At 43.2% G+C, this 14,153-nt stretch carries 14 protein-coding genes and 6 pseudogenes; 7 read left to right on the forward strand and 13 right to left on the reverse strand.

The genetic code is table 11. The features are described 5' to 3' along the window. Positions 1-191 precede the first annotated feature (191 nt). The 5 genes and pseudogenes from HK413_RS18685 to HK413_RS13905 all read left to right on the forward strand — a co-directional run bounded on the left by HK413_RS18685 (position 192) and on the right by HK413_RS13905 (position 3,470). Positions 192-529 (forward strand): annotated as a pseudogene (locus HK413_RS18685) (FKBP-type peptidyl-prolyl cis-trans isomerase). Positions 530-641: 112 nt separating this feature from the next. Continuing rightward, positions 642-1,574: an FKBP-type peptidyl-prolyl cis-trans isomerase gene (locus HK413_RS13895; RefSeq protein WP_246230566.1), complete on the forward strand. Its 933-nt coding sequence runs from the start codon at positions 642-644 to the stop codon at positions 1,572-1,574. Between the two features lie 76 nt (positions 1,575-1,650). After that, positions 1,651-1,926: a TatD family hydrolase gene (locus tag HK413_RS21640; RefSeq protein ID WP_317169616.1), complete on the forward strand. Its 276-nt coding sequence runs from the start codon at positions 1,651-1,653 to the stop codon at positions 1,924-1,926. 11 nt (positions 1,927-1,937) lie between these two features. Then, complete coding sequence (locus HK413_RS21645) at positions 1,938-2,417, forward strand: TatD family hydrolase (protein WP_317169618.1); 480 nt, start codon at positions 1,938-1,940, stop codon at positions 2,415-2,417. Positions 2,418-2,450: 33 nt separating this feature from the next. Next, entirely contained in the window at positions 2,451-3,470 is a 1,020-nt protein-coding gene (locus HK413_RS13905; RefSeq protein WP_175270557.1) for an asparaginase, read from the forward strand. Positions 3,471-3,692: 222 nt separating this feature from the next. On the opposite strand, the gene HK413_RS22460 is transcribed toward HK413_RS13905, so the two are convergent. From HK413_RS22460 to HK413_RS13950, 13 genes and pseudogenes are all read right to left on the reverse strand, one after another. Continuing rightward, the gene (locus tag HK413_RS22460; protein ID WP_175270558.1) at positions 3,693-4,454 is read right to left on the reverse strand and encodes an outer membrane beta-barrel family protein; all 762 of its coding nucleotides are present in this window, start codon (positions 4,452-4,454) and stop codon (positions 3,693-3,695) included. Next, positions 4,405-4,572, reverse strand: coding sequence for an outer membrane beta-barrel protein (locus tag HK413_RS22465; protein ID WP_394353190.1), 168 nt, complete (start codon positions 4,570-4,572; stop codon positions 4,405-4,407). The genes HK413_RS22460 and HK413_RS22465 overlap by 50 nt, the downstream gene beginning before the upstream one ends. Then, positions 4,569-5,188: pseudogene (locus tag HK413_RS22470) on the reverse strand (outer membrane beta-barrel protein); the annotation flags it as partial. The pseudogene HK413_RS22470 and the gene HK413_RS22465, both read right to left, overlap by 4 nt. 44 nt (positions 5,189-5,232) lie before the next feature. Beyond that, a complete protein-coding gene (locus tag HK413_RS13925; protein ID WP_175270560.1) occupies positions 5,233-6,144 on the reverse strand; it encodes a carboxypeptidase-like regulatory domain-containing protein in 912 nt (303 codons plus the stop codon). A 139-nt stretch (positions 6,145-6,283) separates the two neighbouring features. Further along, the gene (locus HK413_RS13930) at positions 6,284-7,192 is read right to left on the reverse strand and encodes a helix-turn-helix domain-containing protein (RefSeq protein ID WP_175270561.1); all 909 of its coding nucleotides are present in this window, start codon (positions 7,190-7,192) and stop codon (positions 6,284-6,286) included. A gap of 47 nt (positions 7,193-7,239) precedes the next feature. Continuing rightward, a complete protein-coding gene (locus HK413_RS21650; RefSeq protein ID WP_317169619.1) occupies positions 7,240-7,716 on the reverse strand; it encodes an SDR family NAD(P)-dependent oxidoreductase in 477 nt (158 codons plus the stop codon). Next, complete coding sequence (locus HK413_RS21655) at positions 7,647-7,994, reverse strand: SDR family NAD(P)-dependent oxidoreductase (protein ID WP_317169617.1); 348 nt, start codon at positions 7,992-7,994, stop codon at positions 7,647-7,649. The genes HK413_RS21650 and HK413_RS21655 overlap by 70 nt, the downstream gene beginning before the upstream one ends. Before the next feature lie 214 nt (positions 7,995-8,208). After that, on the reverse strand, positions 8,209-8,421 hold the full coding sequence (locus tag HK413_RS13940) for a hypothetical protein (protein ID WP_175270562.1): 213 nt from the start codon (positions 8,419-8,421) through the stop codon (positions 8,209-8,211). Positions 8,422-8,661: 240 nt separating this feature from the next. Further along, a pseudogene (locus HK413_RS22475) lies at positions 8,662-9,270 on the reverse strand (hypothetical protein). Between the two features lie 88 nt (positions 9,271-9,358). After that, a complete protein-coding gene (locus tag HK413_RS22480; protein ID WP_394353191.1) occupies positions 9,359-10,273 on the reverse strand; it encodes an aminotransferase class V-fold PLP-dependent enzyme in 915 nt (304 codons plus the stop codon). A 63-nt stretch (positions 10,274-10,336) separates the two neighbouring features. Next, a pseudogene (locus tag HK413_RS22485) lies at positions 10,337-11,184 on the reverse strand (aminomethyl-transferring glycine dehydrogenase); the annotation flags it as partial. Next, positions 11,174-11,572, reverse strand: coding sequence for a hypothetical protein (locus tag HK413_RS22490; protein ID WP_394353189.1), 399 nt, complete (start codon positions 11,570-11,572; stop codon positions 11,174-11,176). The pseudogene HK413_RS22485 and the gene HK413_RS22490, both read right to left, overlap by 11 nt. A 161-nt stretch (positions 11,573-11,733) precedes the next feature. Continuing rightward, positions 11,734-12,448, reverse strand: a pseudogene (locus HK413_RS13950) (pyridoxine 5'-phosphate synthase). Positions 12,449-12,740: 292 nt separating this feature from the next. Between HK413_RS13950 and HK413_RS13955 the strand changes: the two are divergent. Both HK413_RS13955 and HK413_RS13960 read left to right on the forward strand, forming a co-directional pair. Beyond that, complete coding sequence (locus HK413_RS13955; RefSeq protein ID WP_175270563.1) at positions 12,741-12,995, forward strand: carboxypeptidase-like regulatory domain-containing protein; 255 nt, start codon at positions 12,741-12,743, stop codon at positions 12,993-12,995. A gap of 56 nt (positions 12,996-13,051) precedes the next feature. Beyond that, positions 13,052-14,153 (forward strand): annotated as a pseudogene (locus tag HK413_RS13960) (outer membrane beta-barrel protein); the annotation flags it as partial.

Genomic DNA, 14,153 nt, shown 5'->3' on the forward strand with positions numbered 1-14,153 from the left:
GCTGTTTTCCAGTCTACAATTACAAAATACATGTCGGACCTGACAACAGCTGAAAAAATGCTGAGCCGATTAAGATCAAACAATACATTGCCGACAAGAAACTGAACGTTACAAAAACCGACTCTGGCTTATACTATGTTATAAACAAACCCGGCGCAGGCCCGTTAGCTCAAAATGGCGATACAGTAGTTGTGCATTATACTGGCAGCTTGCTTAATGGTAAAGTTTTTGACACCAGTGTTAAAGAAGAGGCAGCAAAAGCCAAGCTTCCGGGTTTGGAGCAACGCCCATATACACCTATGCGTGTAGCTGTTGGTACCAAAAGAGTTATACCGGTATGGATCAAAGCTTCCTGTTGGTAAATAAAGGCACAAAATATACTATCATTGTTCCGTCAAGCCTTGCTTACGGCGCTACAGGTGGTGGCCCTATACCGGGATATGCAGCAACCAGATTTGATTTGGAAGTTGTAGATATTATACACCCTAAAGCAGGAGCAGCAGCACCTGCAACTGCGGCAAAAAAATAAATATAAATTAACTTTATACAGCCTTCCTTGCTACAAGGAAGGCTTTTTAATTATGAAAAATACTTTTTATATATCTTAATTACAGTATTAGCTATAAATGCTAACGCACAGGATGGTTTTAAACCCTGGTGCAAATGGTACACAGTACAAAATACTTAGCAACAGTACAGGTAATAAAATAAAAATAAATGATGTTATTACGTTCCACGTAACACAGAAAACGGATAAGGACTCGTTGCTGTCCAGCACTTATCAAACCGGTCGTCCGGCACAGGCGCAGGTACAGCCTACGGGGGATTTAATGGACATCTTCCCGTTGCTGGCTTTAAATGATAGTGTATTGGTAAAAGTACCAACCGACACCATTTTTAAAACACAGGAAAATAATCGCCCACCCTTTTTACCTAAAGGCAGTAACCTGTTTATTTTAATTAAGATAATTAAGGTGCAATCTTTGGCCGAAGCTATGGCCGATAGAGACAAGGCTATGGCAGCAGCCAAAGAAGAAGCCGCTAAAATGGAAGCGCAAGAAGCCGTTATTGCAGATAAATATGTTACAGACCATAAACTGATTGTAACTACTACTGCATCCGGTTTAAAATATAAAATTACAAAAGCAGGCACTAAACCTAAACCCGCTGTAGGCGATACTGTAGTTGTAAACTATGTTGGGCATACGCTTGCAGGTAAAGTATTTGATAGCAGTATAGAATCTGTTGCTAAAACTGCCGGTTTACAGCAGATGGGCCGTGTCTACGAACCCTTAACTTTTGTAATTGGCGGCGAAGGTATAATTGCCGGCTGGCAAGAAGGTTTGCAACTAATAAACGAAGGTGGTAAAGCTATGCTTATTATACCTTCAAAGTTGGCTTATGGCCCTAATCCATCAGGTCCGGATTTGCCGGGTTTTAGCACCTTGGTATTTGATGTTGAATTGGTAAAAGTTAAGCGCGCTAAATCAAGTGCAGCAAGCAGTAAACCTGCAGCAGCATCAACCAGAAACCGGTTGCAAAAAGGCAACTACAAAAAAGCCGGCTGCAGCTAAAAAGAAATAACACATAGAAATTGATATTAAGAGAAGGCCTTTCGGATAAACCGAAAGGCTTTTTTAATTTTGCAGCATGATACTTACTGACACGCATACTCATTTATATTACCAGGACGACAATGTTAAACGTGCCGAACTGATACAGCGTTGTATTGATAATGATGTAAAGCGATTGTTTTTACCAAATGTAGATGCAGCCTCAGTGCCCCAGATTTATAGATTGGCAGATGAATACCCCGGTATATGCTATCCTATGTTAGGCATGCACCCCTGCTCTGTTAAAGAGGGCTGGGAGGAAGAGCTGGCTATTATCCGCGCCAGCAAAAAGATAATACCATATATGCCATAGGTGAAATTGGGATAGATTTATATTGGGATAAAACCACTTTAGACATACAGGTACAGGCTTTTAAACAGCAAATAAATTGGGCAAAATCATTAAAGCTACCTATAGTTATACATTGCCGCGAAGCCTTTGATGAAGTATTTCAGGTATTGGAAGAGGAAAATGACGATGATCTGCATGGCATTTTTCATTGCTTTACAGGTAATGCAGTCCGGGCCCGGCATGCTATTGATCTGGGATTTTATCTGGGTATTGGCGGTGTGGTGACTTACAGGAATGCAGGGCTTGACAAAATTTTACCCCAATTTGATTTAAGCCATATCGTTTTAGAAACGGATTCTCCGTATCTTGCGCCAGTTCCGCACAGAGGAAAACCTAACGAAAGCTCGTATTTGATCTATATAGCGCAAAAAGTAGCCGAGCTGTATCAAACAGACATAGCTACCGTTGCCGATATAACAACAGCCAATTCGAAAAAGATATTTGGTGTGTGAGGACAATTTATATTTACGCATAATCCCAATTTAATGAGCCAGATACTCATCATCTATACCGGTGGTACTATAGGTATGATGACCGATCCTGTTACCAAGACACTCAAGCCGATTAACTTTGAGCAGATAATGGATAATGTGCCTGAACTGGAGAAGCTTAATTGTAAAATCAAGGTCCATTCGTTCGAGGAGATCATCGACTCATCAAACATGAACCCCGAGATCTGGAGCGAGCTGGCAGGTTTAATTGAAGCCAATTATGATGAGGTTGATGGTTTTGTGATCCTTCATGGCTCTGATACCATGGCTTACACCGCATCTGCCCTAAGCTTTATGCTGGAGAACCTGGCTAAACCTGTAATATTTACCGGCTCGCAATTGCCTATCAGTGCTATCCGTACCGATGCGAAGGAGAACCTGATGACGGCTATTGAGATCGCTAAATCTAAAAAGAACGAACGTGCCCGCGTGCCCGAAGTTTGTATCTATTTTGATTATAAGTTATTCCGTGGTAACCGCTCGTTTAAGTATAACTCGTCAAAATTTGAAGCGTTCCGGTCGCCTAACTGCCCGATATTGGCCGAAAGCGGCGTACACCTGCGCTTTAGTGCGAATGATATCAGGCAACCTGCTGATGCCCCGCTGATACTTCATAAACAATTAGTAAACGAAGTTGCGGTATTGAAACTATATCCCGGCATCAACCCTAAAGTTGTTGAGGCTACTTTAAATGCCGATGTACGTGGCATTGTAATGGAAACCTTCGGCGCCGGTAATACCACAACCGACCAATGGTTTATCGACCTGCTTAAAGGTGCTATAGACAGCGGTAAAGTTATACTCGACATATCTCAGTGTAAAGTTGGCACGGTAGAACTTGGCCGTTACGAAACCAGTAAACAGCTAAAAGACATCGGCGTAGCTAACGGCTATGATATGACCTTTGAAGCAGCCGTTACCAAAATGATGTACCTGCTTGGCCAGTTGGATGATCCTAAAGAAGTGAAGCGCCTGTTGGAGGTTGATCTACGTGGCGAACTTACCGTATCCTAACACGTTCCATTTTGCAGAAGCGGATTGACTTGACGCTTTATGTTTTCTGGCGATGTCATACATAAAATTATCAGCAATGGTCTAAAGGGGCCAAATTGCAATATGGGTTTCTACAATAGCGTTTATATCTTAATAAATAAAATGCTGTTTATACATCGGTGTTACTTCAAACCTACCCGGTAGAATATCGGAGCAGTATATCTTAAAGCTTCAGTGCTCCGGTTAATTGCGCACCCTGCCGGCTTCATTATCAGCGGCGTTTCCTGTATCAATTTTCTTCCTATCGCTTTTATTTGAGCCAAAGTTGTAAGTAAAGCCAAGTGTTACCGATCGGTTGGCAAAATCGTTATGATAGGTAGCAATTACATTGGGTATGTTGGTAATGTTCCCACCCGATAAGTTGGCACGAAATATATCCCTGGCCGATAATTTTATTGAGCCTTTATTATTGAGCACTTTTTTAGAGATTCCAATATTGGTTTGCTCGCGGGCAATATGGGTAAATTGCGCGTCTGTTGCCGGTGATAAATAAAAAGTATATAATTCGGCACCCCAACCGTGCGACAGGTCCAATTGGTTATTGGTGCTCAGGTAGCAATACGTTGTGCTATTGTTGAGGTAAGAGCCAACTAATTGCCCCCGGAAACTGGCATGGTTAAGCTCTGCATGGAAACTAAAAGTCCACCATTTGGCAGGATTGACATTGAGGTTTGTCTCAAGGTCCCAAAAAACGCGCTTGCCTAAATTTATACTGGTTGCTAAAAAAGTTGTGCCTTGCTGGAAATCATGTTCTACCCGGTAATCGTAAATAGGATTATATTCTACGCCTATAGAAAAGACACTCTTGTAGCTGTACATTAATTGATAATCGGACGAGAACTGCGGCCTTAAAAACGGGTTGCCCTCAAAAGCGCTGTATTTATCAAGTATCGTCCTAAAAGGATTCAGGTCCCTGGTAATAAGGCCGGGAGATGCGCCGGCCATAAGCCACCTTTAATGTGTTTGATGCCGCGTTATCTAATTTATATAGTAAATAAACTGTAGGGAAAAGGCTGGTATAATGCTGGGTAAATGATGAATCACGGGCGGGGCATTGCCTAATTGATGGCCGCTGATATCTGTATGCTCAATGCGCAAGCCTGCTTGTATAGCAAACCGGTTAAAGTCCCTGGTCATAACTTGCATAAGCGGCATTAATGTTTTCGCGGTATAAAAACGATTGGTGGCGTTGTAATCAATTGTACTTACATTGTTTATCAGGTTAAAATAGTTAGCCGCGTTATCAGTATGTACATAACTGGTTTTTAACCCTGCAGATAACTGGCCTTGCCCGGCAATGGCTGTACATAATCAGTTTTCGCAGCATAAATAGCAATGTCCGATGGTAAATTATCGGTGATGTCCTGTATTGCACCTAATACCCCGGCTGCATTATAAGTTTTGTTAAAAAAGGTCTGATCACGGTGGTTATCGTATTTTAAATAATCCAGGTCGAACGTTAAAACCTTGCCTAAACTATCAAACTGGTGACTATAATTTAAGTTAATACCGCCGCTGTAATTTTTAGTGTTGGTATTGTTATCAGATGTTATTATAGAATCTATTTTTCCTGCGGCATCTCTTAAATTACTGTTTACCGGGTTGTAATTTTTGCCTGATGAAATGTTGCCGGTAAGTACAAAACCGATAGTTGTTTTTGGCGATACATAATAATCCATACCCAACTTTAAATTAGGGTTATAAGTTACCGGGTGGAAAAAAGCTAATTCGGTGTAAGATGAGGTAACGTTGTTGGTTGCATCCGGTAGGTACGCGACACATCCAACCGCCGGTAATTGTTTTGACCCCCATAGCCCGCCAGTCCAAAAAGGTTAATCTTACCGGTATGATAGTTTAGGTTTACACTTTCCAATGTTCGCCAATATACGGCCTTGCCGGCGCTTGCCGCAACTGAGCCGTTGAACCCCCGCGCTTTAGATTTTTTTGTTTTGATATTTATTGCCCCGGCATTGCCAGATGCATCATACTTAGCCGGCGGGTTTGACATCAGTTCAATCTGATCCAGTTGTGAGGCTGGCATGGCTTTAAGATAATTAGCCAGGTCGGCACCCGAGAGGTAGGTAGGTTTATCATCTATCATTATCATCACCCCGCTTTTCCCTTTAAAGCTAATCTGGCCGTTTTCATCAACCGTTACGCCCGGTGCTTTTTCTAACGCCTCTAACGCCGTTGCCCCGGTATTTGAAATTGATGCGCCCACATTCACTATTGTACGGTCAATCTTCTGCTCGATAAACGGTTTTTGAGCCACAATCTCTACCTGTTTTAATGCTTTGCTTGTTGTATTTATAGTGATGGCGGGTAAGACTACTGCATTATCGCCCACATTAAAAAGTGCGCTTCTATAATCGTGAAAACCGATGTAAGTTACCCTGATACGATAGGAACCACTTTTGATGTTTGCAAAAACGAAACTTCCGTCGGGATTAGATAAAGCGGTTTTTACTAATGCGGAATCTTTAGCGGTTAATAATAAAACGGTAGCCCCGTCTATGGGTGATTTATTATTATCCATGACCTGGCCGGATACTTTTACCGGCGCAGTCTGACCATTGGCTAAATTAAAGGCAAAGCATATCCGGGCGGCTGTTAAAGTCACTATAAGAGTTTTCATAAATTGTCATGTTATATAACTGGAAACTCCTTTTACCGGGAAACGTTACAAGAAATTTAATCTTATGGAGACTGAGGGCCTTTTATCGCCGGGCTGCCTGTTTTTTGTTTCAAAAATTGTATAAATTTTGTTGAATAAACTACCCCCTAAATGCCACCGGCGCTACCGAAGTTTGTTTCTTGAAAAAATTGGAGAAATGCGCGATATCATCAAACCCAAGTGTGTATGATATTTCGGCTATGTTCCAGTTGGTTTGTTTAAGCAGTATCTTGGCCTCCTGTATAATACGGTTGGCGATGATTTGCGTCGTAGTGTTGCCGGTAACTTCTTTTAATACTTTGTTTAGATGATTAACATGCACTGCCAGTCGGTCGGCATAATCTTTGGCAGCGCGTAGCTTTAAGCGTTGATGTTGCGACTCGACCGGAAATTGCCTTTCCAAAAGCTCAATAAATAATGACGAGATCCGCTCGGACGCGTTGTGGACCGGTTCAACGGCAAGCACAGGCTGCAATTTTTGACCGTAATGGATCAGCTCTAACACCAGGTTACGCAGCAGGTCATACTTATAACGGTAATCTGATGCTATCTCCCGGTGCATCTTTTTAAAGATGTATTCAATCTCCTTAACCTCTTCAGGGGTTAGTTGAAATACAGGCACCTGCCCCGGCTGGAAAAGCGGGAGTTCGTCCAGATCTACCCCGGCCTTTCCCGGTGCTAAAAAATCGGCAGTAAAAATGCAGAACATGCCGGTTTGGTTGCCGTCTTCGGGCACCCAGTTATATGGGATTTTAGGAGTTGCAAAAAGCAAGGCGCTTTCCGGGATATCAATAGTTTTATCCGCGTACTCTGCCTTGCTTTTTCCTCTTATCCAACTTATTTTATAATACGCCCTGCGGCTGTAGGGCATCTCTCGTGCTCCTGTCTTATTATCAAACAAGGTTTCGGTAACAAACACATTAAAATGGCCAATCTCCTTAGCGATACCAGTTGGCAACTGCGCCGAGCTTTCTTCGTAAAAGCCTTCTAATGATGTTTTGCTTATCATGATACCTGTTTGTATTATTCAAAGTTAGTGAAATCTAATTTATAGATTCATGCCCCCGATACTTCAATGCGTTGACCATTTATCCACCTTGCATCGTCAGTACATAAAAAGGCTACTACGCCGCCAATATCTTCAGCCTCGCCCGGTCGGCCCAGCGCTGTCAGGCTGCTTACCATCTGGTTCACTTGCGCATCATCACGAACACGGCCGCCGCCAAAGTCGGTAGCTATAGCACCGGGGGCAACAATATTTGCACGGATGCCTTTTGCTCCTAATTCTTTTGCAAGGTAACGGGTAAATACCTCGACCGCGCCTTTCATTGATGCATAGGCCGATGCGCCGGGCATGCTGAAACGGGCCAAACCTGATGAAATATTGATAATGCCGCCGCCATCATTCAGGATAGGCAAAATCTTTTGTGTAAGGAAGTATACGCCTTTAAAATGTACGTTCATCAGGTCATCAAAAGCTTCTTCGGTAGTTTGATCGATAGGTGAATGGTGGCCGAAACCCGCATTATTAATAAGGAAATCCGGTGGTCGGTGCCAAAGGTCTCACTTAAAATGCCTTTCAGGTTTTCAATAAATGCACCAAAACTTTTAATATCGCCGGTGTTAAGTTGCAGGGTCGCGGCTTTTTGTCCGCTTTGTTGTATTTGCTTAACTACTTCGTTAGCATCATCGGCTTTGTTATTGTAAGTAAGGATAACGCCTATCCCTTTTTCGGCCAGCTTAAGGGCCATATCTTTGCCTAATCCGCGGCTGCCACCGGTTACCGTGGCTATTTTATTTTTGTTTTCCATCCTTTATTGATTTTGATGGTACAAATATCGCTCCGATATGGAGCCCGGTGTTTGGATAAATCAATCGGTTATTTGCGAAATTCAAATAATGTAGATAAGTATTATGAGGTCATTAAACCATATCGGCGATGGCCTTGAGCGCGCATGGCTTGCCTCCGCTCAATTGCCGCGGAAGGGCTGTTACCTTTGTCTTGATACAAAGGTAACCCAAAAATCAAGTCAGCCCGATCGCTTCCGCCCGCAAGGCCATACTCCCGGCCCGGCGTGCTGACGGGCCTTTACGCTTTTTTTTCCAATGCTCATTAATAGAAGATGTTGGTTCTGTCCCTAAAACCGTCATACGGGCAGCTTCGGGCGAAATCAGGTAAAACAAGGTGGGCTGTGCGGTAGCAAAGGCATTGGTAATTTTGCCTGAAGCGAGGGCCATTGTTCGACAACTGGCGGCAAAAGGACCGGGCCTTAGGTTTTAACTGATTTGCAGCGCATAAGGCCTGTGCGGCAAAGAAGCCTCCCGGATGACTTGATTTTTTGGTTACTTTTTCATCAAGGAAAAAGTGACAAAGCCATCCGCGGCCATAGCGGGGCAATAAGCGCAAAGGCCTAAACGAGCGATAAGTAAATTTATCTCATCTGCACATTTGCATAACCACGCATCTGCACATTAAAATCATGTTCCGTATTCCGGAGTTGTTACTTCGCTTTCTTCCAACTCATACTCGCTAAGCGGCGGGCAAGAGCATATCAGCGTACGGTCACCATAAGTATCGTTAACACGACCAACTGACGGCCAGAATTTATAGTTTGCTACATAAGGCAACGGGAATGCTGCTTTTTGGCGACTGTATGGGTGTTCCCAGTCGTTAGCTGTAATTACTGCTGCAGTATGCGGCGCGTTTTTAAGCGGGTTATCTGCTTTGTCTGATTCTTCAGACTGAATGGCTGCTATTTCTTTGCGAATAGCTATCATGGCATCGCAGAAACGATCTAACTCATGTTTAGGCTCAGATTCCGTTGGCTCAACCATTACTGTACCCGCAACCGGGAAAGATACTGTCGGCGCGTGGAACCCATAATCCATTAAACGTTTGGCGATATCAACTACCTCGATACCAGCTGCTTAAACGAGCGAGCGACAATCCGGGATCATCTCGTGCGCGCAACGGCCGTGCGAGCCGGTGTATAATACGGGGTAATGGTTCTCTAACCTTGATTTAATATAGTTGGCGTTAAGGATTGCATATTTAGTAGCGTTGGTTAAACCATCGCCTCCCATCATAGCTATATAAGCATGAGATATGATGAGGATAGATGCCGAACCCCGTGGCGCTGCAGATACCGCGTGGATAGCTTTGCCATTATCAATATCAACCACAGCATGACCGGGCAGGTAAGGCACCGGTGTTTAGCCACACCAATCGGACCCATACGGGGCCGCCACCGCCGTGAGGGATACAGAAAGTTTTGTGTAAGTTTAAGTGACAAACGTCGGCACCAATATTCGCCGGGCTGGTAAGGCCAACCTGCGCGTTCATGTTTGCACCGTCCATATAAACCTGGCCGCCATTGTCATGGATGATCTGGCAGATCTCAATAATCGATTCTTCAAACACACCGTGGGTCGATGGATAAGTTACCATCAGGCAAGATAGATCATCCTTATGCTCTTCGGCTTTAGCACGCATATCGGCAACGTCAATGTTTCCGTTATCGTCGCATTTAACAATCACTATTTTCATGCCCGCCATAGCTGCCGATGCAGGGTTGGTGCCATGTGCCGATGATGGGATCAATACCACATTACGGTGAGCGTCGCCGCGATCAATATGATAAGCGCGGATAACCATCAAACCAGCATATTCGCCTTGCGCGCCTGAGTTTGGCTGGAAGCTCATGGCTGCAAAACCCGTGATCTCGCTTAACCAGCGATTCAGCTCAGCAAATAGCTGCATGTAGCCGCCAACCTGGTCAACCGGTGCAAAAGGGTGCATGCGGCTAAACTCTGCCCAGGTAACCGGTACCATCTCGGTAGTAGCGTTAAGTTTCATGGTGCATGATCCTAAGGCTATCATCGAATGACAAAGCGAAAGATCTTTACTCTCTAATGATTTGATATAACGCAGCATTTCATGCTCTGAATGGTGCGAGTTGAATATGCCGTGTGTTAAATAGGCAGACGTACGTTGAAGATCAGTCGGGATAACCGTAGTTAAATTAGCCTGTAAGCCGTCAAAATCAACATCATTTATTGTTTTGCCTTTTACTTTAGCAAACAGGCGCACCGGGGTTTTAATATCCTCAGGCGATGTAGTTTCATCAACAGAAATAGTTACTACCGAACCCTTATAATTTAAGTTGATCTCATTATTTAAAGCTTCCGAATGGATAGAACCAACCAGGTCGCCCAGGTCAAACTTAACAGTATCAAAATACGCGTTGTTTAGTTGTTTAAAACCTAAAGCCTCTAAACTCTCGCTTAGAAGGATAGCTAAGCCGTGTACACGTTCAGCAATAAGTTTTAAACCTTTAGGGCCATGATATACCGAATACATACCGGCCATAATAGCCAATAAAGCCTGCGCGGTACAAATGTTTGAGGTCGCTTTATCCCTGCGGATGTGTTGCTCGCGGGTTTGCAGTGCCATACGTAAAGCGTAGTTGCCTGCGCTGTCAATAGTAACCCCGATGATACGGCCCGGGATAGAGCGTTTGTATTCCTCCTTAGTTGTAAAAAAGCGGCATGCGGACCACCGAAGCCCATCGGTACACCAAAGCGTTGGGTTGAGCCAACCACAATATCGGCACCCCATTCGCCGGGAGGCGTTAACAGTACCAGGCTCATTATGTCGGCAACAACAGTGGTTTTAATGCCTTTTTCGTGGCCTTTGGCTACAAAGTCGGTATAGTCAAATACTTCGCCATTGCCGGAAGGGTATTGTATAATGGCGCCAAACATATCGTCGGTTAACTCAACGGTGCGGTGGTCGCCTATTTGCAGGGTAATGCCATAAGGCTCTGCCCTGGTTTTTAAAATATCTATGGTTTGCGCGAAAACTTCTTCTGATACAAAAAAGGTTTTAGCGCTGTCTTTTTTACGCAAGGTATATTGCATAAACATTGCTTCGGCTGCCGCAGTGCCCTCATCTAATAACGATGCATTGGCAATTTCCATCCCGGTTAAATCAATAACCATGGTCTGGAAATTTAACAGCGCCTGTAAACGGCCCCGGGCAATCTCGGCTCGGGTAAGGGGTATACTGCGTATACCATCCGGGATTTTCGAGAATATTGCGCTGGATAACACCCGGTACAATAACATCATAATAACCCCGGCCAATGTAGCTGCGGTAAACTTTGTTTTTTGATGCCGTTTGTTTAAGGTCTTTCAGGTAAGCAAACTCGCTTTTTGCAGCAGGCAGGTTAAGCGGGTTTTTCAACCGGATTTTGGCCGGTACTGTTTGTGCTATCAACTCATCAAGCGTTGCAACGCCTGTAGCTTTAAGCATTTCTGCAGTGTCTGCCTCATTGGGTGCGATGTGCCGTCCCTCAAATTTTTCCTCGTAAGCGGTGTTTAATTTCATGAAATACGTATCAGTTATTTGAAGGCGTAAATGTACAATTTTACCAGTTGACAATCAATCTGATAACCGATAAGTCATTCTAAATTTACACAGGAAATTATATTTGCCCGGGTGAAGAAACCGCAAAATAATATCAGTCTTTTTGACTGATTTAGGCTATATTAAACTAACTGGCGCAAATACATTTGGATAGTGTTTTCCAAGCCATAATATAACGCATCGGTTATCAGCGCGTGGCCAATGCTTACTTCGTCTAAATTCGGGATATTTTCGGCAAAATATTTTAGATTATCCAGGTCAAGATCATGCCCCGCATTAATTCCTAAGCCAACTTTATGCGCTGCTTCTGCCGCTTTTATATAAGGTGCTATCGCGGCAGCCTTATCCTGGTGGTATTGGTGGGCGTAGGCTTCAGTGTATAGTTCAATCCGGTCGGTACCGGTTGTGGCGGCAGCTTCAACCATTTCAACCACCGGATCAACAAAAATAGAAACACGGATACCGGCATTTTTAAATACCGCGATCATATCCTTTAAATACTGTTGATTTTTAATGGTATCCCAGCCGTGGTTTGAGGTGATCTGTCCCAGCACATCAGGCACCGGGGTAACCTGCTCGGGTTTGTTGGCTAGTATCAGATCTATAAACTTTTGCTCGGCAGTTGCCTTCTATATTAAATTCGGTGGTAACTATTTTTTTAAGCTCGAAAACATCATTGTAGCGGATATGCCTTTCGTCGGGCCGCGGGTGAACGGTTATGCCCTGCGCGCCAAAGCGTTCACAATCTTTGGCTACCTGTATTAAATTGGGGTTATTACCTCCGCGCGAGTTACGCAGGGTTGCAATTTTATTGATGTTAACAGATAGTCGGGTCATGGTATAACGTGTTAAAGCGCAAATATCATTATTACTTATTAATAGTGTCAAACAATTCTATAGTTATTTAGTTGCATGGTAGCGAAAGCGTATGAATAACTGCTTGTGTTATTTGCAGTTATATTTATCGGGATATCATTATTAATGTAACAATCGTGGTATTATCAAACTAACGGGCATGAATAATGTAACAATAGTATTATGGATAATTATTAAACGTAATATAAATTGAACCTTTGCATCTAAATACTTTTTGTATTAAATATTATTAATATCAGCGTATTAAATTTTTATGAAATATATATTTATAACCTTAATCTTAACACTTTTATTTGTTGGCAAATCTAATGCGCAAACCGGCCGCGGCGTAAGCGGTCAGTTAATAGATTCAACAAAACAATCGCTTCCGGGCAGTACCGTTAAGCTAACAACCGATCTTGGCGACAGTACCACACTCGCTACAGATATCGACGGAAAATTTAGCTTCTCAAATATCAAAGGCTCAAAAATCACCTTATACATATCATCTTTTGGTTTCAGGGTATAATTAAGCATTACACATTTTCGCCAACGGATAATTCAAATTTTGTTATCCCGCCGATAGTGATGAAGCCCGAAAGCAGGCAACTTAAAGAGGTTGTTATTATTGGCGTGAACCCCATTAAATTTAAAGAGGATACCATCGATTATAAAATCGCAGCTTACCCTGTGCGCGAAAACGCCCCGGTTGAGGACGTACTGAAAAAAATGCCCGGTGTGGATGTGGATAATAACGGTAACGTTACGGCACAGGGAAAATCAATTACTAAAATACGTATCAACGGGAAGGACTTTATGGGGGGCGATGTGCAATCGGCTACAAAAAACATTCCTGCTGATATATTGGAAAGCGTACAGGTAATTGATGATTACGGCGACCAGGCCAACCTTACGGGTGTTAGAACCGGCGAGCCAAACAAAATATTAAACTTTACTATACGGAACGATAAGAATTACGGTTACTCTTTACAAGCAAATGCCGGTGCCGGTAAAGATGCATTGCCTCAAGCACCAGGTATTGAAAATGCCAACCGCTATGTAGGCTCTGTAAACTTTTTTAATTTTAAAGGCAACAGGCAGCTAACTGTTTTAGGTAACATTAATAACATCAACACCAACACCTTTAATTTTGGTGGTGGTGGCGGTGGCGGTAACTTTGGTGGCGGCGGTGGTGGTGGCCAGCGTGGCGGTGGCGCACAACGTGGCGGTAACAACGGTTTAGCCAGTGTTAAAGATGGTATAACCATTGCCCGTGCAATTGGTACAAATTACCGCGACCAATGGGGTAAAAACATCTCTGTTTATGGCAGCTATAGTTTTTCTGACAACTCTACTTATACCAACAGCAATACAGAGCGTAAAAATAATGGTGCAGGTACTACCAACACTAACCAAACTACAGCTAATGATAACCCGATAAACCACAGGTTTAATTTTAATTTAGAGTGGAAGCCTGATACGGTTAATTATTTAAAAATATCGCCGTCATTTAACTATTCAAGCACTAACTCTACATCAACAGAGAATGTAAATTACCAGCAAGGTGGTACAACAACCCAGGCTTATACAACTAATCTCAGAAGCAATTCTACAGCGCCGAGCTTTGGCGGTAACTTGTTGTTTAATCACCGTTTTGAAAAACGCGGCCGTAACTTTAGCTTATTTT

This window comes from Mucilaginibacter humi (assembly GCF_013087555.1).